At 69.7% G+C, this 21,093-nt stretch carries 18 protein-coding genes; 7 read left to right on the plus strand and 11 right to left on the minus strand.

Features of this window, described 5'->3' with window-relative positions; genetic code table 11:
- Window positions 1-52: 52 nt before the first annotated feature.
- Window positions 53-2,653, plus strand: a complete 2,601-nt coding sequence (locus AC1RS9_RS03465; RefSeq protein ID WP_492920522.1) for a DNA gyrase/topoisomerase IV subunit A — start codon at window positions 53-55, stop codon at window positions 2,651-2,653.
- A 387-nt stretch (window positions 2,654-3,040) separates the two neighbouring features.
- Window positions 3,041-3,922, plus strand: coding sequence for a sucrase ferredoxin (locus tag AC1RS9_RS03470; protein WP_144708172.1), 882 nt, complete (start codon window positions 3,041-3,043; stop codon window positions 3,920-3,922).
- 27 nt (window positions 3,923-3,949) lie between these two features.
- Here AC1RS9_RS03470 and AC1RS9_RS03475 read toward each other — a convergent pair whose 3' ends face one another.
- Complete coding sequence (locus AC1RS9_RS03475; RefSeq protein ID WP_062255899.1) at window positions 3,950-5,224, minus strand: AI-2E family transporter; 1,275 nt, start codon at window positions 5,222-5,224, stop codon at window positions 3,950-3,952.
- 98 nt (window positions 5,225-5,322) lie between these two features.
- Between AC1RS9_RS03475 and AC1RS9_RS03480 the strand changes: the two genes are divergently transcribed.
- The gene (locus AC1RS9_RS03480; RefSeq protein ID WP_492920525.1) at window positions 5,323-5,673 is read left to right on the plus strand and encodes an HhH-GDP family DNA glycosylase; all 351 of its coding nucleotides are present in this window, start codon (window positions 5,323-5,325) and stop codon (window positions 5,671-5,673) included.
- A gap of 283 nt (window positions 5,674-5,956) precedes the next feature.
- On the opposite strand, the gene AC1RS9_RS03485 is transcribed toward AC1RS9_RS03480, so the two are convergent.
- The 4 genes from AC1RS9_RS03485 to AC1RS9_RS03500 form a co-directional block, all read right to left on the minus strand.
- Complete coding sequence (locus AC1RS9_RS03485) at window positions 5,957-6,355, minus strand: hypothetical protein (protein ID WP_139023656.1); 399 nt, start codon at window positions 6,353-6,355, stop codon at window positions 5,957-5,959.
- Between the two features lie 143 nt (window positions 6,356-6,498).
- Window positions 6,499-7,158, minus strand: coding sequence for a hypothetical protein (locus AC1RS9_RS03490; RefSeq protein ID WP_040015027.1), 660 nt, complete (start codon window positions 7,156-7,158; stop codon window positions 6,499-6,501).
- Between the two features lie 213 nt (window positions 7,159-7,371).
- Complete coding sequence (locus tag AC1RS9_RS03495; RefSeq protein ID WP_006946897.1) at window positions 7,372-8,652, minus strand: MFS transporter; 1,281 nt, start codon at window positions 8,650-8,652, stop codon at window positions 7,372-7,374.
- On the minus strand, window positions 8,649-10,820 hold the full coding sequence (locus tag AC1RS9_RS03500) for a DNA gyrase/topoisomerase IV subunit B (RefSeq protein WP_051805806.1): 2,172 nt from the start codon (window positions 10,818-10,820) through the stop codon (window positions 8,649-8,651). Before AC1RS9_RS03500 ends, AC1RS9_RS03495 begins: the two co-directional genes overlap by 4 nt.
- A 282-nt stretch (window positions 10,821-11,102) precedes the next feature.
- Between AC1RS9_RS03500 and AC1RS9_RS03505 the strand changes: the two genes are divergently transcribed.
- Together AC1RS9_RS03505 and AC1RS9_RS03510 are read left to right on the plus strand one after the other, a co-directional pair.
- Window positions 11,103-11,300 (plus strand): DUF7455 domain-containing protein, encoded by a 198-nt coding sequence (locus AC1RS9_RS03505; protein ID WP_038567826.1) that lies wholly within the window; start codon window positions 11,103-11,105, stop codon window positions 11,298-11,300.
- Between the two features lie 211 nt (window positions 11,301-11,511).
- Window positions 11,512-12,012: a DUF456 domain-containing protein gene (locus AC1RS9_RS03510; protein ID WP_235182023.1), complete on the plus strand. Its 501-nt coding sequence runs from the start codon at window positions 11,512-11,514 to the stop codon at window positions 12,010-12,012.
- Window positions 12,013-12,083: 71 nt separating this feature from the next.
- On the opposite strand, the gene AC1RS9_RS03515 is transcribed toward AC1RS9_RS03510, so the two are convergent.
- The 5 genes from AC1RS9_RS03515 to AC1RS9_RS03535 all read right to left on the minus strand — a co-directional run bounded on the left by AC1RS9_RS03515 (window position 12,084) and on the right by AC1RS9_RS03535 (window position 18,433).
- Window positions 12,084-12,542 (minus strand): DUF3040 domain-containing protein, encoded by a 459-nt coding sequence (locus AC1RS9_RS03515; RefSeq protein ID WP_038567824.1) that lies wholly within the window; start codon window positions 12,540-12,542, stop codon window positions 12,084-12,086.
- A gap of 162 nt (window positions 12,543-12,704) precedes the next feature.
- The gene (gene dinB / locus AC1RS9_RS03520; protein ID WP_038567823.1) at window positions 12,705-13,853 is read right to left on the minus strand and encodes a DNA polymerase IV; all 1,149 of its coding nucleotides are present in this window, start codon (window positions 13,851-13,853) and stop codon (window positions 12,705-12,707) included.
- Window positions 13,850-17,596 (minus strand): DNA polymerase III subunit alpha, encoded by a 3,747-nt coding sequence (locus AC1RS9_RS03525; RefSeq protein WP_474916753.1) that lies wholly within the window; start codon window positions 17,594-17,596, stop codon window positions 13,850-13,852. The genes dinB and AC1RS9_RS03525 overlap by 4 nt, the downstream gene beginning before the upstream one ends.
- A gap of 3 nt (window positions 17,597-17,599) precedes the next feature.
- Window positions 17,600-18,076, minus strand: coding sequence for an SAV_6107 family HEPN domain-containing protein (locus AC1RS9_RS03530; RefSeq protein ID WP_062258230.1), 477 nt, complete (start codon window positions 18,074-18,076; stop codon window positions 17,600-17,602).
- 51 nt (window positions 18,077-18,127) lie between these two features.
- Entirely contained in the window at window positions 18,128-18,433 is a 306-nt protein-coding gene (locus tag AC1RS9_RS03535; protein ID WP_136788344.1) for a DUF6504 family protein, read from the minus strand.
- A 166-nt stretch (window positions 18,434-18,599) separates the two neighbouring features.
- Here AC1RS9_RS03535 and AC1RS9_RS03540 point away from each other — a divergent pair, with 166 nt between their 5' ends.
- Complete coding sequence (locus tag AC1RS9_RS03540) at window positions 18,600-19,694, plus strand: polyprenyl synthetase family protein (RefSeq protein ID WP_474916754.1); 1,095 nt, start codon at window positions 18,600-18,602, stop codon at window positions 19,692-19,694.
- 15 nt (window positions 19,695-19,709) lie between these two features.
- Here the strand turns inward: AC1RS9_RS03540 and AC1RS9_RS03545 are convergent, their stop codons facing one another.
- Window positions 19,710-20,084: an Rv2175c family DNA-binding protein gene (locus AC1RS9_RS03545; RefSeq protein ID WP_006946890.1), complete on the minus strand. Its 375-nt coding sequence runs from the start codon at window positions 20,082-20,084 to the stop codon at window positions 19,710-19,712.
- 86 nt (window positions 20,085-20,170) lie between these two features.
- Between AC1RS9_RS03545 and AC1RS9_RS03550 the strand changes: the two genes are divergently transcribed.
- On the plus strand, window positions 20,171-21,064 hold the full coding sequence (locus tag AC1RS9_RS03550) for a lytic transglycosylase (RefSeq protein WP_074045440.1): 894 nt from the start codon (window positions 20,171-20,173) through the stop codon (window positions 21,062-21,064).
- The last annotated feature ends 29 nt before the right edge of the window (window positions 21,065-21,093 follow it).

Below are 21,093 nucleotides of genomic sequence, written 5' to 3' on the forward strand. Positions count from 1 at the left end.
GCGATGCACCCTGCCCGGGCACCGGGCGTCAGCGAGCTAGTGAGGAAGCGCAGTGGCACGCACGAAGAAGCCCGAGATGCCGGACGAGGACATCGTCGAGAACATCATCGACATCGATGTCGAGGACGAGATGCGGGCGGCTTTCCTCGAGTACAGCTACTCCGTCATCTACTCGCGTGCCCTTCCCGACGCGCGTGACGGGCTCAAGCCGGTGCAGCGGCGCATTCTGTTCTCGATGGACGAACTCGGCCTGACGCCGAACAAGAACCACGTCAAGTCCTCGCGCGTCGTCGGGGAGGTCATGGGCAAGTACCACCCGCACGGCGACTCGGCGATCTACGACACGCTCGTGCGCATGGCGCAGGACTTCACGATGCGCCTGCCGCTGATCGACGGCCATGGCAACTTCGGCTCGCTCGACCAGGGCCCCGCGGCGTCGCGTTACACCGAGGCGCGTCTCGCGCCCGCATCGCTGACGCTCGTGGCCGGCCTCGACGAGAACACCGTCGACTTCGTGCCCAACTACGACGACTCGCTGCAGCAACCGTCCGTCCTGCCCGCCGCGTTCCCGAACCTGCTCGTCAACGGCGCGAGCGGCATCGCCGTCGGCATGGCGACGAACATGGCGCCGCACAACCTCGGCGAGGTCGTGCAGGCCGCGGTCCACCTCATCAAGAACCCCGACTGCAGCCTCGACGACCTCATGCGCTTCGTGCCGGGCCCCGACCTGCCGATGGGCGGGCGCATCATCGGCCTCGACGGCATCCGCGACGCCTACCTCACCGGCCGCGGCACGTTCCGCACGCGCGCGACGGCGACGATCGAGAACGTCACGCCGCGCCGCAAGGGCATTGTCGTCACCGAACTGCCGTACCTCGTCGGGCCCGAGAAGGTCATCGACAAGATGAAAGACCTCGTCGGGCAGAAGAAACTGCAGGGCGTCTCCGACGTCAAGGACCTGTCCGACCGCCACCACGGCCTGCGCCTCGTCATCGAACTGAAGAACGGCTTCAACCCCGAAGCGGTGCTCGAGCAGCTCTACAAGCTGACGCCGATGGAGGAGAGCTTCGGCATCAACAACGTCGCACTCGTCGACGGTCAGCCGCGCACCCTCGGGCTCAAGGAGCTTCTGCGCGTCTACACGGACTTCCGCATCGACGTCGTACGCCGACGCACCACGCACCGCCTCGGCAAGAAGGAGGACCGCCTCCACCTCGTCGACGGCCTGCTCATCGCGATCCTCGACATCGACGAGGTCATCCAGATCATCCGCTCCTCCGACGACTCCGCGACGGCGCGGGCGCGCCTCATGCAGGTGTTCGACCTGTCCGAGGCGCAGGCGACGTACATTCTCGACCTGCAGCTGCGCCGCCTGACGAAGTTCAGCCGCCTCGAACTCGAGAAGGAAGCCGACGAGCTGCGCGCCGAGATCGAGAAGCTGCGCGCGATCCTCGCCGACGTCAAACTGCTGCACAAGGTCGTCTGCGACGAGCTGCTCGCCGTCGCCAAGGAATTCGGGACGCCGCGTCGCACCGTCCTGCTCGAGGGCAACGGCGCCCAGGCGGTGGCGAGGTCGGCATCCAAGTCGTCGATGCCGCTCGAGATCCCCGACGACCCGTGCTGGGTGCTGCTGTCGTCAACCGGCCTCATCGCGCGCACCACCTCGGCCGATCCGCTGTCGACCGACGGTGGCCGCCGCAAGCACGACGTCGTCCTCGCCGCCGCGCGCACCAGCGCGCGCGGTGAGTTCGGCATCGTCACGTCCGCAGGTCGGCTGTTCCGTGTCAGCGCGCTCGAACTGCCGCACCTCGTCGACACGCACGCAGCGCCCGTCCTCGACGGCGGCGCGCCCGTCGCCGCGTTCGTCGACCTCGCACCCGGCGAGAAGGTGCTGACGGTGACGTCGCTGCGCGCCGACTCCCCCGGCCTCGCACTCGGCACCGCGGCGGGCGTCGTCAAGCGCGTGACGACGGAGTACGCGAACAAGCCGATCATGGAGGTCATCACGCTCAAGGGCGACGACGTCGTCATCGGCGCCGTCGAACTGCAGACCGGCACCGAGGAGCTGACGTTCGTCACGAACGAGGCGCAACTGCTGCACTTCAACGCTGCGAACGTGCGCCCGCAGGGCCGCACCGGCGGCGGTGTCGCCGGCATCAAGCTCGGTGCCGGCGCACGAGCGATCTTCTTCGGCTCCGTCTCGCGCGACGGCATCGTCGTCACCGGCGCGGGGCACCCGGGCTCGCCGAACGGTGAGATCACCTCGCTCAAGGTCGCACCGTTCACCGAGTTCCCCGCCAAGGGACGCGCGACAGCCGGCGTCCGCGCCCACCGCTTCCTGCGCGGCGAGAACCACCTGACGTTCGCGTGGGTCGGCTCCGCGCCGGCGCGCGCGGCGGATGCTTCGGGCAAGGCGATCGGCAAGCTGCTCACCCTCGACGACGCCGACGGCAAGCGCGACGGTTCCGGCGACACCGCCCCCGGCCAGATCGCCGCGATCGGCACGACGGCGCCCTACGCGTCGGTGGCCGCCGATGCGTCGTCCGCCGAAGTGGCCGAGCAGACGCCGGTGACGGCGGGCGAAGAGACGGGCGACGGTGCGATCGGCGACGACGGCAGCCGCCTCAGTCTGTTCGACGGTGACGACGCCTGACGTTTGACGGGGTGGGTGCTGGCGCGGGGCGTTGCGGGCCTCTATGGCGGCCCCTGGTGCAGTTCGCATCGACAGCTGAGTCACGTGGTTACCGCTGTGTCAGTCAGGACTGACTCAACGATCACCAAGTGACGCAGCTGCGTCGCCTCCATCCGTTGATGGCGACGGTGGCACTCCGAAGCCACCGCGGCGCATCAGCCTGTGTTGGCCAGCTGAGTCAGTTGTTCGCCCGTGCGGCAGTCAGGACTGACACAACCACCACCACGTGACGCAGCTGCGGCGGGCGCGCCGGGTGACGGCCAGGGTTCTGCTGAGCGCGTGTCATCTGAGGCGCTCGCATCAGAGCGCGAGACCCACCGTGCCTTGGCGCGCCTCTAGGCTGGGGGCATGATGACGTCACCCAGTTCGTGCTCGCTCGATTGGGAAGCGGCCGGCATGCCTGCGTGGGGGACGGCGAAGGTGGCGCGCGTCATCGTCGCCGTCGAGGTGCCGGGCGCGTGGGGACGCGATGCCGTCGGCGATTCCGGGCTGCCGCAACCTGCGGACGCAACGCTGTACCTCATCCGTCGTGTCGGGCGACATGCCGTGGCGGGTGAGACGGCCCGGGTGTTCGTCGGCGGTGGTTTCGGTGACGAACCGTGGCTCGTCGAAGCGACCCTGCGACGCCAAGACGTGACAGGTCTGCTCGCCGGCGATGTGGCAGATCGCGCGAGGTTGACGTCTTTCGGTTTCGCCGCACGTCCCGAGCCTGTGCTGCTCGTGTGCACGAACGGCCGCCGCGATGCCTGCTGTGCCGTCCGTGCCCGGCCCGTCGCGGAAGCTGCGCATGCCGCCGCACCCGACAACGTGTGGGAGGTCTCGCACATCGGCGGACATCGGTTCGCGCCGACGGCAATCCATCTGCCGAGCGGCCAGACGTTTGGCCGGCTCACTGGTCAGGCGGCCGCTCAGCTCGCGACGACGACGATGACTTCGACGCTCGATCCTGCTGTGCAGCAGTCTTTCTCATCGACCACACACCGCGGGCGAATCGACCTGCCGCCTGTCGCTCAGGTGGCAGAGACGTGGTGGCGCGAGCGCCATCCGGGCCTGACGATGGCCCCCGTCAACGACATCGGGGTACCCGTAGCCGACCGCCAGGACGGGTGGCTCGTCTCCCTGCCCGACGGAACGACCCTGGCCGTCACGTCGGTCGTCGGTGAGCCGCTTCGCGACTCGTGCCTCAAGGACGCGAAACCGTCCGCGTCCTACAGCGCGCGGGTGAGCTGAGTTCTCCTCGATCACATGCTCAGGGCGTCATGCCTTCGTCGACCCGCCTGCCTCCGTGTTGACGGCACTGTCAGGCGCAGCATCGGCTGTTGAATCGGCCCCCGCGAGTTCGACGGGGTCGCGCTGGCCCGGTGGGTCGTCATTCGTCGCAGAGTCGTCGTCGTCGAGATCCTTCTTCGCGTCGCGTTGCGCGGCGTCGAGCGTCGAGCTCTTCACCTCGTAGCGCGTCTTGTAGAGGTCGAGGATGGCCATGGCCGTCGCGGCGGCGGGCACACCGAGCAAACCGCCGGCGAGGCCGAACATGTTCGCGCCGGCGAGGGCGGATGCGAACGAGACGGCCGGGTGGACGTCGACGGCGCGTGCGCTGATGTTCGGCTCGATCGTGACGTTCTCGATCTGCTGGTAGACGATCGCGAAGATGAGGATGAACAGGCCGGTGATCGGTTTGTCGCTCGTCGCGCCGACGAGGACGGGCAGGACGATCGAGATGTACGTGCCGATGTTGGGCACGAACTGCGCGATGATGCCCGTCCACAACCCGAGCGCCAGCCAGTACGGCATGCCGATGAGCATCATGAACGTGCCGTGAATCGTCGCCGAGATCGTCGCGAGGATGAAGCGCGCCGCGACGTACCCGCCGACCTTTGCGACGAACACCTCCCACACCGTCAGCACGACGCGCTGCTGACGCGGCGGGAACAGCCCTGCCACCCAGGTGCGCAGACGCGGTAGGCCGGCCGAGATGTAACAGGTGAAGAAGATGAGGACGAACAGGTTGAACGCCGTGGACACGACGCTCGTCACGAGCCCGAGGACGCCGCCGGCCAGCTGCGAACCGTAGTTCGCGACGTTGTCGGGCGTCAGGTTGACGCTCGAGAGCAGCTTGTTGATGTCGTAGTCGGTGTCGAACTTGCGGTTGACCCAGTCGACGCAATCCGTGACGAGGCCGGGCGCCGCACTGATGAGCGCCTGCACCTCGTCGACGAGGAGGCCCCCGAACGCGGCGAAGAACCCGACGACGGCGCACGCCAGCAGCAGGACGACGAGACCCGTCGCGAGCGCACGCGGCATGTGCATCGCGAAGCGCGACACGGCCGGTTCGATGGCTGCGGCGAGGAAGAACGCCATGACGACGTTGAAGACGACCGAACCCGCCGACCCCGTCAGATAACCGAGGGCGGTGAGCAGGGCGAGGGCGCCGATGACGATCCAGGTGGCATGCCACACCGACTTGAGGTCCAGAGAGACCTTGAGGTGCTGCGGTTCGTCGTCACCGACATCGGCGCGCCTGAACAGTGTCATGTCGTCGTCGTTTCGCTCGCTGAGTGATCTGGCGTGATCCTCTCACGAGGTGGTGACATCGACATGTTCCTTGGGCCGCGCCGCCCTACGATGCCTGCATGCCCCGATTGCACATCGCCCAGAACGACCGTGCCGACGCCGTCATCTCGGAGCGTCTGTTCGGGCTGCTCGTCGGAATGCTGCTCGAGCAGCAGATCGCGATGGAGGTGGCGTTCTCCGGCCCCGCCAAGATCTACGACCGGTTCGGCACGCTCGATCCGACGAAGATCGCCGCGATCGAACCGGGTGAGTTCGTCGAGAAGTGCACGACGCCTCCCGCCCTTCACCGTCACGGCCGCTCGATGGCAGAGCGCGTGCAGAAGCTCGCCGCCGTGCGCGACGACTACGACGGCGACACCCGCGCCATCTGGGCAACGGACGACGCCGCCGAACTGCTGAGGCGACTCTAGGCGCTGCCCGGATTCGGCGACCAGAAAGCGTGCATCTTCGCGGCCCTGCTCGGCAAACAACTCGACGTCCGCCCCGACGGCTGGCGCAAGAGCGTCGGCCCCCTTCGCCGAGGACGGCTCGTTCCGCTCGGTGGCCGACGTCGTCGACGCCGACTCACTGCAGAAGGTTCGCGAGACGAAACGTGAGATGAAGGCGGCGAAGAAGGCCGCAGCCCGATCGTGACGGCGGCGTCAGCGGCACCTCGCCGACGTTGGGCGAGGGACGCCGCGCTGCCAGGGGGGCTCAGGTGCGCAACCACGCCACGAGACCCGCGCAGCCGCACGCCCACAGGACGCTGACGAACGTGCCGATGATGAACCGCTCGGCGACGGCCGACTTCTCGCCGCTGCGCAGCTCCGGATAACGCCCGAGCCCCTTGACGGCGAGAACGATCGCGATCGCCTCCGGCCACGACGCGACGAGCCCCGCGAAGATCGCCAACCGCTCAAGCGCGCCGATCCACGCGCCGCCGCGCAGGATCGTGGCGGCCTGTGCGACCCCGTCCGAGGACTCCGGCAGGCTCTCCCCCACCTCGGACGCCCGACGATCGACGCTGCGGAACACGAGCGTCGTCACGACACCACCACCCGCGAGCGCCAGTGACCCGAACAGCGCGACGACGAGAACATCCCTGACATCCATGACCCGACGGTAGACGCCGCCACCGACAGTGGTGAGGACACAGGCCGGGACGATCCGTTCCGTCGGGCGCAACGCCGAGCCGGGTGAGGGCCGGGCTGGTGATCCGAGCGCGCCCACAGCCGTCATGCCGCGGGCGCACACGATCAGAGCATGTCGGCTCTCGAGCGACGCCGCCCCTCAGCAGAGCGAGCGCGCGCAGCGTCCATGAGGCGCGCGGCGAGGCGCATGCCTGCGTCGCTCTCCTCGACGGCTGCGGCCCGCGCGCGTTGGCTGACGGCCGAGGGGGTGATGTCGAGTTCGGCGGCGACCTCGCGCCCCGTCAGCCCCTGCCCCAACAACTCGGCAACAGCCCACCCCGCAGGTGTGCGGCGATGCCAAAGCAGGTGCAGCAGCGCCAGCGCCGCGTCGAGGTCGGCCCCTGCCTCGGGCGCCGAAGGAGCCCGAACGGCCACGCGCGCCGGCACGAGCCGGGACGCCTCGACCGCCTCACGCGCCGCGATGAACGCCTCACCCGAGGCGGCACGCACATCGTCGGGTACGGGCGTCACGACCGCGCCGATGCCGACCCCCACCCGCCAGCACCCGAGGCGCGCCAGCCGTTCGAGCGCCTCGACCGTATCGCTCGAACGCGTGAACAGGGCCTGGATCTCATCCCCCGCCGTCCGCGCGAAGCCGCGCGCAGACCCCCCGCTCGACGGGAGAGCGCGCAGCGCTCGCAGGGCGGAGGGCACGGCGTCGCCGCCAGAGCGGCTGTCGACCTGATCCGCCGTCAGCACCACGAGAGAGGATCGGAGTGAAGGCATGGACCTAAACTAGCAGAAGTTAAGGGGAAAAGCTTCATTCGTAGAACCGTCCAGATCGACCATCCGCCGACGCTCAGCCTGACCACACACGGCGCCAAACGACGGGGACGGCCCCACTCGCCCGGCCAGCCGTCATCGCGGACACCCCTGCCCGAGACCGACGAAGCCACATCACGGTTGCCGCACCCGGTTCGGCCCGGCGCGCCCCACGACTCAGGCAGCGAGTCGATACCGCCGGAAGGACGGGACGAGCAGGCCCACGAGCACGACACCGATGACGACGCACACGCCGCCGAGCCACGCCGTCGTCGCCGCTCCGATCGCGGTCGCGCCGGCGCCGTGGATGACGTCCGCGATGCGTGGGCCGCCGGCGACGACGACGAGGAACACGCCCTGCAGCCGCCCGCGCACCTCGTCGCTCGCCGCCGTCTGAAGCATCGACGTGCGGAAGGCCGCGGAAACCATGTCGGCCGCACCTCCGATGACGAGGGCGATGAACGCGAGCCAGAACACGACGTCGACGCGCCCGTTCGCGAGCGCTACCGCCGCACCGAACCCGATGATGGCGAGGCCCCATACGAGCACCGCGGCCAGCACGGCGACGCCGTGTCGTCGCACGCGCGACACCCACCCGGAGAACACGCCGCCGAGCACGGCGCCGACGGGGATCGCCGCGAACAGCCACGCGAACGCGAAACCACCCCCGAGCGGACCGCCGAACGACTCGTGCGCGATCTGGGGAAACTCCGAGCGCGGCATGCCGAACACCATCGCGATGAGGTCGACGACGAAGCTCGCGAGCAGGACGGGGTGACGCGTCAGGTAGCGCAACCCGTCGAGAACCGACGAAAAACCGGCCTTGACGACCTCACCGATCGGCGGCAGCGCGGGCATGCGGAACACGGCCCACAGCGTCGAGAGCAGGCAGATCGTGTCGATCGCGTACATCCACGAGAACCCGAGTACGGGGATGAGCGCGCCGGCGAGCAGCGGGCCGGCAATGCCACCGGCCATCGCGACCGTCATGAGCAGCGAGTTCGCGGCGGGCAGCAACTCGGGTTCGAGCAGGCGCGGCAGCGACGATTGCAACGCCGGTTGATGCAGCGCGAACAACGCCTGCTGTGCTGCGAACAGACACAGCAGCACCCAGACGTTGACGCCGCCTGCTGCCGCCTGCGCCCAGAACAGCGCGCTCGCGACGACCAAGCCGCCCGAGGTGAACAGCAGGATCCGTCGACGATCGTGCGCGTCGGCGAGCGATCCGCCGTACAGGCCGAACACGATGAGCGGCACGAGGCCGAACAACCCCGTAAGCCCGACGTAACTCGAATCGCGCGTCTGCGCGTAGATCTGCGCGGGCACGGACACGATCGTCAGCTGGGCGCCGACGACGGTGACGATGTCGGCGATCCACAACCGCCGGAAGGCGGGGTTGCGCAACGGCCGCGTATCGGCGAGAACCGAGCGAAACCGTTGCAGCCGAGTCGAACTCATGCGTCGATGCGCTCGGTGTCGAGATCGTTGGCGCTGGAGATGATGAAATCCTTGCGCGGCGCGACCTCGCTGCCCATGAGCAGGTCGAACACCTGCTCGGCCATCTCGGCGTCCTTGAGCGTGACACGACGCAGCGTGCGGTGGCGCGGGTCCATCGTCGTCTCCGCGAGCTGGTCGGCGTCCATCTCACCGAGGCCCTTGTAGCGCTGCGGCTGCTTGAACGTGCGGCCCTTCTTCTCCCACGCCGCGACGGTGGCTCGCATCTCGTCCTCGGAATAGGTGTAGATGACCTCACCCTTCGCGCGGCCCTGCGCGCTCACCTCGAGACGGTGCAGCGGCGGCATCGCTGCGTACACGCGCCCCGCCGCGACGAGCGGACGCATGTAGCGGAAGAACAACGTCAGCAGCAGCGTGCGGATGTGGGCGCCGTCGACGTCGGCGTCCGTCATGAGGATGATCTTGCCGTAGCGCACCATGTCGAGGTCGAAACTGCGCCCCGAACCCCCTCCGACGACCTGGATGATCGAGGCGCACTCCGCGTTCTTCAGCATGTCGCCGACGGACGCCTTCTGCACGTTGAGGATCTTGCCGCGGATCGGCAGCAGCGCCTGGTACTCCGAGTTGCGCGCCGCCATGCCCGTACCGAGCGCCGAGTCGCCCTCGACGATGAACAGCTCGCTGCGCTCACCGTCGGTCGAGCGGCAGTCCTTCAGCTTGCCCGGCAGGCTCGAGGATTCGAGCGCCGTCTTGCGACGCTGCGTCTCCTTGTGGGCGCGCGCGCTGATGCGCGACTTCATCTCGGCGACGACCTTCTCCAGCAGTAGCGCGGCCTGCGCCTTGTCGTCACGCTTCGTCGACGTCAGGTGCGCGCTCAGCTCCTTCTCGACGACCTTGCTGACGATGGCACGCACGGCCGCGGTGCCGAGCACCTCCTTCGTCTGGCCCTCGAACTGCGGCTCCGCGAGGCGGACGGTGACGACGGCCGTCAGGCCCGCGAGGACGTCGTCCTTCTCGACCTTGTCATTGCCGACCTTGAGCTTGCGCGCGTTGACCTCGAGCTGCTTCTTGAACACCTTCATGAGCGCCTGCTCGAAACCGGTGTTGTGCGTGCCACCCTTCGGCGTCGCGATGATGTTGACGAAGCTGCGCACCTTCGTCTCGTACCCGGTGCCCCAACGCAGCGCGATGTCGACGCCGCACTCGCGCGTCACGTCCTGGCTCGTCATGTGGCCGCTCGATTCGTCGAGCACCGGCACCGTCTCGGTGAACGACCCGCTGCCCTGCAGGCGCCAGATGCCGGTGACGGCCGTGTCAGGCGCGAGGTACTCGCAGAACTCGCTGATGCCGCCGTCGTGGAGGAAGGTCTCCTCGTGCGGACCGTTCTCCCCCGGCGTACCGGCGAGGCCCCGCTCGTCACGAATGATGATGGTGAGGCCCGGCACGAGGAAACTCGTCTGACGAGCGCGCGCGATGAGCTGGTCGTAGTCGAACTGCGCGGTCTTGAGGAAGATCGTCGTGTCGGCCCAATAGCGCACGCGCGAACCGGTGACGCCGCGCCTGGCCTTGCCGACAACCTCGAGCTGGCTGCCGGACTCGAACGGCGTGAACGGGTTCGTCGGGCTCTTCGCGAGCGGATCGGAGGAGTCGCCGTCGGCGAACGTGCCGGGCTCGCCGCGGCGGAAACTCATGCCGTACGTCTTGCTCGCACGGTCGACCTCGACGTCGAGACGCGAACTGAGCGCGTTGACGACGGATGCACCGACGCCGTGCAGACCACCGGAGGCCGTGTAGGACCCGCCACCGAACTTGCCGCCCGCGTGCAGTTTCGTGAAGACGACCTCGACACCCGACAGGCCCGTGCGCGGCTCGACGTCGACGGGAATGCCGCGGCCGTTGTCGCGCACCTCGACGGAGCCGTCGGGCAGGAGGATGACCTCGATGCGGTCGCAGTACCCGCCGAGCGCCTCGTCGACGGCGTTGTCGATGATCTCCCAGAGGCAGTGCATGAGGCCGCGACCGTCGGTCGAGCCGATGTACATGCCGGGACGCTTGCGGACGGCCTCGAGCCCCTCGAGCACCTGGAGGTGGCGGGCGGTGTAGTTCTCTTGGTTCTCGCTGGGCGACACCTGGGGAATCTCCTTGACCTTCGTCACGCGCACACTCGGCATGTGCCTCGCTACGCTATCGGACGAACCCTGTCGTTCCGCGTCGCCACGCGCAAGGCGCCCCTCGTGGGCGCTCCGGCATGTGGTGTGCATGGTGGTGTGCGGCCGCGGGTGCACGCGGGTCGAGGCAATCGCTCGGGCGCGCGAGGACGCCCGCAGATCGAAACCGGCTTCGCGGAAATGCCTCCACGTGGAAGACTGTTATGCATTGTCGAGAACCACATTCGTGTGGGTTCACGAATACGCGTGCGACGGCCCCCGCGCCGTCCGACGAGGAGGATGGATATGACCGCAACGATGGAACAGACGATGACCGCCGCCGACCGCTGCGACCGCTGTGGCGCCCAGGCGTTCATCAAGGCCGTCATGTCCGAAGGTCTCGAACTGCGCTTCTGCGGCCACCACGGCCGTGAGCACCTCGACAAGCTGCGGGAGGTCGCCGTCGAGGTCGTCGACGAAACCCCCCGCCTCAGCGAGGTCTGAGCATCTCGCCCCTTCGGCACAGCGAACCGTTCGGCCCCGCGTCCTCGATCATCGAGGCGCGGGGCCGAACGCATGCCGGGGGCACTGTCGGACGCACCCGGGCATGAGGCCTCGCGCGATGGGTGTCGCGCGATCGGTGCCGTGCGACTGGCGTCGCGCGACGGCGGTGATCTCGGGCGCAGCGATGCGCTGATGGGCCATGATGAACACCATGGTGGTCTCCACAGAAACCTTGACGACGCTCGGTGCGGCCCTGCTCGTCGCGGTCGGCATCGCCGGCCTCATCGTGCCCGTCCTACCGGGCCTCGCGTGCGTCGTGCTCGGCGTGCTCGTCTGGGCCATCGGCCAGTCGAGCACGGCGGCATGGGTGGTGTTCGCTGTCGCGTGCGTCCTCGCTGTCGCAGGCTATGTCGTGCAGGTTCTCGTGCCGGGGCGTCAGCTCTCGCGGGGTGGGGTTGCGCGGCGCAGCAACATCGTCGGTCTCGTGTGCGCGGTGGTCGGCGTCTTCGTCGTCCCCGTGATCGGGCTGCTGCTGGGCTTCGTCATCGGCGTGTTCTTGGCGGAGAGCGCACGACTGCGTGATCGCACGCAGGCGTGGGCAGCGACCCGCGTCGCCATCCGGGCAGCACTGACGTCGGTGGGCATCGAACTGGCCGCAGCCGTGACGATCGCCGTCGGCTGGGCCATCGCAGCGTTCGTGCTGGCGCGGTGAGCGCGGGGCGCGCTGAGCGTCATCGCTGCAGGCGAGCAGCGGGCGCTCACCTCAGCGACGCCGCTGCCGATTCACCATCCCTGGTTCTCGTAGCGGCGACGCTCCCAGCGCTGCTCCATCCGCTGCATGAAGTCACCCTGCCGACGGGGAGCCGACGAGCGCGGCCGAGCGGTGCGCGCCGGACGCGCCATCCGTGACGCGGGGTGCGCGCCGGTCTGGGCCGTGATGCCCTCGAACGAGTTCGGGTCGACGACGTACAGGGCGGGCCGTGACGGCGTCTGCACGGACAGCAGAGCACCGGCGGCGATGACGAGCATGCCGACCAGACCCATCCACATGTGCGAGGAGTACGTGCCGGCCGCGGTGAGGCCGAGACCCCCGAGGCACACCGCGCCGGCGAAGAGGGCGCGCCTACGTCGACGGCGGCGCTCCGGGTCGGCCTGCATCGCCGAGGCGAACTTGGGATCCTCGGCGGAAAGCTGCGCCTCGAGCTGCTCCAACGTGCGCAACTCATGCTCGGACAACGGCATGGTGGCCCTCCATCCCTTCGTCACCCCACATGATGCACAGCTCGTGCGGCGGGTGACACATAACGTCAGTTGTAGCACTGCAGCGCGGTGCACGACGGGGAAAGTGCATCACACCCTGACCTTTCACGCCAGAGCCTGCCGCCATGGGCCGCCCGTGCCCGCTCATCCGACGAGGCTCGCCGGGCGCACGATGCCTGCCCCGAAGCGCGCGCTCGCCCGATCGATCGCCCGATCCGCCTCCCGCCATCCGTTCTCCCGCTCCCCGAGCCGGATCTGCCGCGACGTCTGACGCACGTCCTTCAACCCCTGCACCCGCACCCCGACGAGCCGCACCCGCGCGCGCTGCAGGGCGAGCGCGTCGAACAATTGCGCTGCGACGTCGTAGATCTCGCGGCTGACGTCGGTGTGCTCGGGCAGCGTGCGCGAGCGCGTGATCGTCGTGAAGTCCGAGAACCTCACCTTGAGTACGACCGTCCGACCCGCGACCTGCGCCGCCCGCATCCGCGCCGCCACCCGATCACTCAGCTTGAGCAGCTCGCGCTTGATCTCGACGGCGTCGTCGAGGTCGGCGGGAAACGTCTCGTCCGAACCGATGCTGCGCTCGGGTTCGTGCGGGACGACGCGGCGCTCGTCATGCCCCCAGGCGAGGCGGTGCAGGGTGACGCCCGCGCTCTGCCCGAGGGCGCGCACGAGCGTGCGTTCGGGCAGGTGTGCGACATCGCCGACGGTGCGCAGCCCGAGGCGATGCAGTTTCTCCTTCGTCGTCTCACCCACGCCCCACAGCGCCTCGACGGGCAGCGGGTGGAGGAAGTCGAGGGTCTCGTGGCGCTCGACGAGGAGCAGCCCGTCAGGTTTCGCGCGCGTCGAGGCCAGCTTGGCGACGAACTTGACCGGCGCGATGCCGACCGAGCACGTGATCATCTGCTCGTCCGCGACGGCGTCACGCAGTTGGTGCCCGAGCGCAACCGCCTGACGCGGTGTCGGTGCCACCCCGCTCACGTCGAGGAACGCCTCGTCGAGTGAGATGGGTTCGACGAGCGGCGTCACCTGAGCGAACAGGTGCATGACGGCTCCCGAGATGCGCGAGTACAGCTCGGCGTCGGGTGGCAGCACCACCGCCTGCGGGCACAGCCTGCGCGCGCGCCCCATGGGCATGCCGGAGTTCACCCCGAACCGTCGCGCCTCGTACGTGGCGGACAGCACCACCCCGCGACCCGCACCCCCGACGATGACGGGGGTGCCCACGAGTTCGGGGCGCTCGATGAGCGACGCCGAGGCGTAAAAGGCGTCCATGTCGACGTGCAGGATCATCGTTTCCATCCTCCTGAGCTTCCCGGGCTCGCGTGCCACAGGTGTGACGGAGCCTCACCCTCGCCGGGCAGTTCGGCGCGCGAGGCACGAAGCGCCTCCCCCGCCGGTTTGATGTCGGTGTACGGCGACTGCGCGAACCCCGACGCGTGCACGAGCTGACGCCGCCCGCGCGCGGCCCCGACCGAGCGCTCCGCCCCGCGCCGCTCGCTCTCCTCGACGAGACGGTGGACCCCGGCCTCGCCGTCGTGCTCCCACGCCTTCCACGCCTGCGCCAGATCCCACGCTCCCGTCGCGCGGATCGAGACCCCACGCGGGCCGGTGCGGCGCACGACGCCCCGCACGAGGAGCATCCACGCGTGGAAGACCGTGTCGGCGTAGGGGCCCTGGACGTCCTCGAAGAACGTCGCGTCGGCCGGGCCCGTACCGTCGTCGACGGTGAGGAAGATGACGCGTCGCCCCGAACGCACCGGCGGTGTCTGCGTGGCGACCTTGATGCCGGCGCACCACACCGTCTCGCCGCCGTGCAGCGACGCGAGGTCACAGGCCCGGCTGACGCCCAACGCCCGCACGAGAGGCGCGTAGAACTGCATGACGTGCCCGCTGACGTCCAACCCGAGGATGTCGAGCTCGGCCCGCACCTTCTCGGCCGGGGTGAACTCGGGCAGGCCACTGCTCACCGCCTCACCGTCGTCGAGCATGTCGAAGGCCAGCTGCGAGCCGTGCGTCTCGTACCGCTCGTGCGGCCGTCGCCCCTGCGCCTGACGACGCGCCGCCTCGACGCTGTCGAAAGCCATCACCGTTCCTACGTCCCCGTCCGCGTTCACAGACGCGCCCACGCCCGGGGCCGAACTGATCATGCGACGGCGAGCGCCACGCGTCAGACGCGCCGAGGCGTGCCGATCCAACCGTTCGAGGTCGTCGAGCTCGAGCAGCAGATCTCGCCGCGTCGGTGCGCCGCATACGCCGGGTCGTCCGGTGCCGTGCAGTGCGTCGAAGGCGCCGACGAGCAGCAACCGCTCGACGACGGGCCGGTTCAGACCCGCCCGGCGCCACACGTCCGTCAGGCTCGTGTAGGGCTGGCCCTCCACGAGTGACGTCATCTCGCGCTCGCTCATACCCTTGACGTCGAGGAAACCGATGCGCAACCCGAGATGGTCGTCCTCGCTGCCCTCGCCCGGCACGCGCTCGATGCGGTACTCGCGGCGCGAGGCGTTGATGTCGACGCCCAGCACGGGCACGCCGAACGTCCGCACGTCGGCGAGGATGAGTCGCTTGGGGTACATCCCCGGGTCGTGGGTGAGAACGCCTGCGACGAACGCGGCGAGGTGATGGGTCTTCAACCACGCCGACTGGTAGGTGGGGACGGCGAACGCGGCGGCGTGCGCCTTGCAGAAACCGAACGAGGCGAACGCGGCGAGTACCTCCCAGATGCGGTCGCGTTCCGCACTCGTGTAGCCGCGGTGCTGCGCGGCCTCGCGCCACCACAGTTCGATCTTCTCCTGCCCGGCGCTCGAGCCCATCGCCCGTCGCACCTCGTCGGCCTGCGCCAACGTGATGCCGGTCGTCTGCGCGAAGATGCGCAGCACCTGTTCGTGGAAGACGACGACACCCATCGTCTCCTCCAGCGCCGGGCGCAGACTCTCGTGCAGGTACTCGGGCGGCGCCCACCCCTGCCGCGCGCGCAGGAACGGAGTGATCATGTCGCTCTTGACCGGCCCGGGGCGGAACAGCGAGATGTCGATGATGAGGTCTTCGAAGCGCTGCGGCCCGAACTTGCCGATGAGTTCCCGCTGCCCGGGCGACTCGATCTGGAAGCACCCCAGGGTGCGCGTCGTGCGGATGAGTTCGAAGGTGGCCTCGTCGTCGAACGGCACGCACTCGGGGTCGTCGAGGTCGACGACGACGCCCTCGACGCGTTCGATCTCGGCGACGGCGTGTGCCATGGCCGACTGCATGCGGATGCCGAGCACGTCGAGCTTGAGCAGCCCCAGCGTCTCGACGTCGTCCTTGTCGAACTGACTCATCGGGAAACCGAGCCAGCTCGCCTCCATCGGAGTGCGCTGCGCCAGCCCGGCGTTCGACAGGATCACCCCGCACGGATGCAGCGCGATGTGCCGCGGCAGCCCGTCGAGGCGCTCGACGAGGTCGAACAGCCGGTCGAGCTCCGGTTCGGCGAGCCCGCGCGCCCGCAGCTCGGGCAGCTCCTCGATCGCGTGCCGCACGTCCCGGGCCGCGACGTGCGGGAAGGCCTTCGCGATGACGTCGACGTCGGCCGGCACCATCCCGAGCGCGGCACCGGCGTCACGGATGGCGTGGCGCACCCGGTAGGTCTCCATCATCGACACGCACGTCACCCGCTCCCCGCCGAAGCGCTCCATGATGCGTTCGTAGATCTCGGTGCGGCGCGCCGACTCGACGTCGATGTCGATGTCGGGCAGCGACGCGCGGGCCCTCGTGCAGAACCGCTCCATGAGCAGTCGGTGCTCGATGGGGTCGACCCCGCTGATGCCGAGCAGATAGGTGATGAGGCTGCCCGCGCCCGACCCGCGGGCCGCGACGCGCCCGCCCATGTCGCGGATGAGGTCGCAGACCTGCGCGACGGTGAGGAAGTACGTCGGATACCCGAGGTGACGCACCACGTCGAGCTCCTCCTCGAGCCGCTCCAGCACCTCGCGCCGTTTCGCCTTCGACGCGTGCGGGTAGCGTCCGTTCACCGCGGCGTGACAGCGCTCGCTGAGCACCCGCTGCGGGTCGGTGCCCATCAGGCCCAGCACCTCGACCTCGGGCAGGTGCACCGCCCCGATGCCGATGTCTCGGAACGGGTGCTGGACGCACGCCTGCGCCAGTCGGTCGCTCGCCCCGATGAGCTCGAGCGCGGCGCCGAGATCACCCAGCCCTTCGGCGAGCGCCTCGGCCTGCGCCAGCATCTGCGCCTCAGGGCGCAGATGGCCCTGAACGCTCGTGCGATCCAGGTGACGCAGGTCGAGCGCCACCCCACGGCGCGCCGCGTCGAGGACGTCGGCAGTGATCGCCTCGTCGACCTCACCATGGCGCACCCAGCCGCTCAGCACGGCGGGCACGCCGCACCGACGGGCGAGGCGCCACAGGTTCGTCGCGTGACGCCGACTGGCCATCGCCTCGGGCGGGCCGTCGTGGCAGGCCACCTCGAGGGCGAGCGCACCGTGCGGGAGAGCGGTTCGCCAGCGACGCACCAGGGCCTCGGCTTCGGCGTGACGACCGCGCAGGAGTGCCTGCCCGACGTCCGAATCCGGGCCGAGGAGCACCGTGAGTGCCGGCTGGTTCGGTTCGCTCTCGTGCGTGACGTGCGCGGCCACCCGGTCGAGACTCGTGGCGGGCGCGCCGCGCTCACCGCTCAGATGAGCGTCGGTGACGAGACGGCACAGCTGGGCCCACCCCAGCCCCGGCGCGAGCCCCGACGCCGCACCGCGGGCGAGGACGGTGACGCGCGGGCTCCGCTCGTCCCGCGCCGGGCCACCCTTGGCGGGGGTACGCGCCCGCAGCACGCGCTCGGGCGCCAGCGCGAGGTCGACGCCGAGGATCGGCTCGAGGCCTGCGGCGGTGCACGCCTCGACGAACTTGACGCTGCCGTACAGACCGTCGCGGTCGGTGAGCGCGAGGCGTCCGTACCCGAGCTCGGCGGCGCGGGCGACGAGTGTCGCGGGTGGGGTCGTGCCGTACTGCAGCGAGTACGACGAGGCGACCCGAAGGTGCGTGAACTGCATGGTTCACCTCACCTGGACCGGGGTCATGCGCGAACCGACCGGCGCGAGCGGCGGGAGACCGGCGTGCTCGAGGACGATCTGCAGGAACGTCTCGGCCTGCCGCACGAGATCGTCGGCCTCTCGTGCGGCGGGCACGAGGATGCCTGCGCTCACGGCGCGGCTGCGGCGCCCGCTCTCGGTGAAGAACGCCGCCCATTCACCCAGCTCGGGCGCGTGCTGGGCAAGCGTCACCCACGCACTGCGCGGCTTGGAGCTGAGGCTGCGCGGCGCCTTCCACGCGAGCAACCCAGCAGCGGCGCGCAGCGCCGCGAGATGCGCCGCGACGTAGCGCTGCGAACTCGTCGAGACGGTGCAGGCCTCGACGAGGGTGTCGTGGGAACGCGCGACGAGGTCGAGCAGATCGGTGGAGCAGACGGCGGGGACGTCGTTCGTCGAGGTGACCGACGTCGACGTGGTCGGGGCTGTGGTCAGGGTCGTCATGGGGCACTTCCTTCGTCGATGGGGCGGGAACGGACGGTTCAGTCGATGAGCTCAGTCGGTGAGGGCGCGCAGCGACCAGCGCTCACCGTGGTGCACGAGGTGGAAGACCCCGCTCGAGGCGCGGCGCCCGGCCGTCGCCTCGACACGCCAGGTGCGTTGCTCGAGCCGGCGCTGGACGTCAGGGGCGCCCTGCTCGTCAGGTGTCGTGGGACGGGCCGGATCACGCCACCACGGCACCCGTTCACGCCAGGTGTCGAGCACCTGCGTCACTCGGTAGCGACGCCCGCGCCACTCGAAGACCACGGGCCTGCCGCACGCGTCGACCCCCATGGCGACGACGTCGTCGTACTCGCGCATCACACGACCTCCTCCTCGGTGGAGGGCAGAGCCCTCCCCACGAAAAATCGAACTTCTGTTCGATGAGAAGAATGTACGACCGACGTCTGACAACCCCGTCAGGTCGCGGTTCCCACGCCGCTACGCGTAGGCTCACGGGTAGCCGATCTGGAAAAGGAAACGCACCGTGCCCGACTCTCTCGATGCGCCGCGCCTGCTCGAACGACTGCAGGAGACCCTCGATGCCGAGGTGAGCCATCAGCGCGACGTCCTCGCCCCCCTCGGCGGCCAGACCGACCTCATGCTCGACGCCGTCGCCACCCTCCTGCGCGGAGGCAAACGTGTGCGTGCGTCGTTCCTGTACTGGGGTTACCGCGCCGCCGGTGGAGCCGACAGCGACGCCCTCGTGCGCTGCGCCGCGTCGATGGAGCTGTTCCAGGCCGCCGCGTTGCTGCACGACGACGTCATGGACGCGAGCGACACCCGACGCGGCATGCCCGCCGCGCACCGGGCGATGGCCGCCGCGCACCGCAGCCGCGGTCTCGACGGTGACGCCGACCGCTTCGGCGAGGCCGGCGCCATCCTGGCCGGCGACCTGTGCCTGACGTGGGCCGACGAGATGTACGCGACGAGCGGCCTGCCCGCCGACGAGGTCGCGCGCGGCCGCGCCGTCTTCGACCTCATGCGCACGCAGCTCATGGGCGGTCAGTTCCTCGACGTCCTCGAGGCCTCGACGCCCTGGGCGACGATGGGCACGCCCGAGCGCATCGCGCGTGCGCTGCGCGTCATCCGTTTCAAGAGCGCCAAGTACACGATGGAGCACCCCCTGCTCATCGGTGCGGCGAGCGCGGGCGCCTCCCCCGACGTCACGCAGGCCCTGTCGCAGTACGGTCTCGCGCTCGGTGAGGCCTACCAGCTGCGTGACGACCTGCTCGGCGTCTTCGGCGACCCGGCCCAGACGGGCAAGCCCGCCGGCGACGACCTGCGCGAGGGCAAGCGCACCGTCCTCGTCGCTCACCTGCTCGACGCCGCCGGTGACGAGCCGGAGGTCGGCACGTTCTTCGCCGAGCGTTTCGGCCACGACGACCTGCGCGAGGACGAGGTCGAACGCATCCGTGTGCTCGCTCGCGAATCAGGGGCCGTCGACGCCGTCGAAGCGTGCATCGCCGAGGGCGCTCAGCGTGCCCGCGCGGCGTTGGACGGCGTGCGCAGCCAGGTGCCGGCCGACGCCTACGCCGCGCTGGAGGCGTTCATCGAGTCGACGACGGCCCGCACGTTCTGACGCGGCAGCTCGCGATCAGAACGCGTCCTCCATGGCGCGCTTGCGCACCTCGGCCTTGCGGCCCGCGCGCAGCATGTCGATCGGTGCCCCGTCGATCGGGAGGGTCTCGTCCGGCGTGCACAGCCAACGGATGGCCTCGTCGTCGTCGAACCCGCCGTCGTTGAGCACCGTGACGGTGCCCATGAGCGAGGCGAGCACGCCGCCGCCCTGGATGAAGGCGGCCGGCACCGCGACGACGTTGCGTTCCCCGACGCGGCTCGCGATGATCTCGCGGTCGGCGATCATCTGACGCACCTGGCGCAGCGACATGCCGAGCGCCTCGGCGAGGTCGGGTACGGTCAGCCAGTCGCCGACGAGGGTCTCGAGGTCAGGTGCGGTTGCGTCATTCACCCTCACAGGGTGCCAGAGACTCTCTCATCGGCGCACGTCGAGCGCGCCTCCACCAAAACGTCACAGCCGCGACCTAGCGTGGACACATGCCCGCCCTTCTCGCCCTGCCCGTCGCCGTCCACAGCGCCGCCCAGCCCGTGCACCACCAGCTGCGCGGCCCGCAGTCGCACGCCGAGACGCCGACGTCACACCGCGCGAACGCCGCGAAGAAGCCGGTGCGCAGGATGGCGACGACGCGCGTGCGCGTCGGCGACACCGTCTACGGCATCGCGCGACGCATGCACTCCAGCGTCGCCGCCATCGTCAAGGCGAATCCCGGCATCGAGGTGCGCCGCCTGCTCCCCGGCACGACGCTGCGCGTCCCCGTCGCTACCTCCGCCGCGCACACGCCGTCACCCCACCCGGCGACGAAGCCCACCCGTGCGGCGACGAAACCCGCAGCCACGCCGCACCCGGGCCCTTCGACGCACGCCCCGAAGCCGAAGCGCGTCGTCCGCTACGCCGGGACGGCGGCGGCGCGCGGCTATCCGGCGTCCCTCGTCGCCTCCGGTGACCGCCACCGCCGACAGCTCGCCGCGGCCGACCTGCCCGGGCAGGCGCAGATCCGCGCGATGATCACCTCGACCGCGAAGCGCTACGGCGTCAGCCCGAAGCTCGCCCTCGCGATCGGCTGGCAGGAATCGGGTCACCGGCAGAGCGCCGTCTCGGTCTGCGACGCCCTCGGCACGATGCAGGTCATGCCCACGACCGGGCAGTGGGCCGGCTCCATCGTGCATCGCCACCTCGACCTGCTCGACACGCAGGACAACATCACCGCCGGCGTCGTGACGCTGCGCTTCCTCACCGAGCACGCGCACGATCAGAACGAGGCCATCGCCGCCTACTACCAAGGTCTTGGAGCAGTGCGCGCGCACGGCATGTACCCCGACACCCGCCGGTACGTCGCGAGCGTCAATACCCACATGAAACGCTTCTCCTGACGCGGGCGTGCACAGCCGACGCACACGCG

Source organism: Dermacoccus sp. MPR-E5 (assembly GCF_058809565.1).

Excerpts from the sequence above, each read along its gene's own strand:
- AC1RS9_RS03525 (WP_474916753.1), bottom strand. The coding sequence starts at position 17,596 with ATGCAGTTCACGCACCTTCGGGTCGCCTCGTCGTACTCGCTGCAGTAC.
- AC1RS9_RS03505 (WP_038567826.1), top strand. The coding sequence starts at position 11,103 with ATGACCGCAACGATGGAACAGACGATGACCGCCGCCGACCGCTGCGAC.
- AC1RS9_RS03495 (WP_006946897.1), bottom strand. The coding sequence starts at position 8,652 with ATGAGTTCGACTCGGCTGCAACGGTTTCGCTCGGTTCTCGCCGATACG.
- AC1RS9_RS03515 (WP_038567824.1), bottom strand. The coding sequence starts at position 12,542 with ATGCCGTTGTCCGAGCATGAGTTGCGCACGTTGGAGCAGCTCGAGGCG.
- AC1RS9_RS03480 (WP_492920525.1), top strand. The coding sequence starts at position 5,323 with ATGCCCCGATTGCACATCGCCCAGAACGACCGTGCCGACGCCGTCATC.
- AC1RS9_RS03490 (WP_040015027.1), bottom strand. The coding sequence starts at position 7,158 with ATGCCTTCACTCCGATCCTCTCTCGTGGTGCTGACGGCGGATCAGGTC.
- AC1RS9_RS03530 (WP_062258230.1), bottom strand. The coding sequence starts at position 18,076 with ATGACGACCCTGACCACAGCCCCGACCACGTCGACGTCGGTCACCTCG.
- AC1RS9_RS03550 (WP_074045440.1), top strand. The coding sequence starts at position 20,171 with ATGCCCGCCCTTCTCGCCCTGCCCGTCGCCGTCCACAGCGCCGCCCAG.
- AC1RS9_RS03470 (WP_144708172.1), top strand. The coding sequence starts at position 3,041 with ATGATGACGTCACCCAGTTCGTGCTCGCTCGATTGGGAAGCGGCCGGC.
- AC1RS9_RS03510 (WP_235182023.1), top strand. The coding sequence starts at position 11,512 with ATGGTGGTCTCCACAGAAACCTTGACGACGCTCGGTGCGGCCCTGCTC.
- AC1RS9_RS03535 (WP_136788344.1), bottom strand. The coding sequence starts at position 18,433 with ATGCGCGAGTACGACGACGTCGTCGCCATGGGGGTCGACGCGTGCGGC.
- AC1RS9_RS03500 (WP_051805806.1), bottom strand. The coding sequence starts at position 10,820 with ATGCCGAGTGTGCGCGTGACGAAGGTCAAGGAGATTCCCCAGGTGTCG.
- AC1RS9_RS03475 (WP_062255899.1), bottom strand. The coding sequence starts at position 5,224 with ATGACACTGTTCAGGCGCGCCGATGTCGGTGACGACGAACCGCAGCAC.
- AC1RS9_RS03485 (WP_139023656.1), bottom strand. The coding sequence starts at position 6,355 with ATGGATGTCAGGGATGTTCTCGTCGTCGCGCTGTTCGGGTCACTGGCG.
- dinB (WP_038567823.1), bottom strand. The coding sequence starts at position 13,853 with ATGATCCTGCACGTCGACATGGACGCCTTTTACGCCTCGGCGTCGCTC.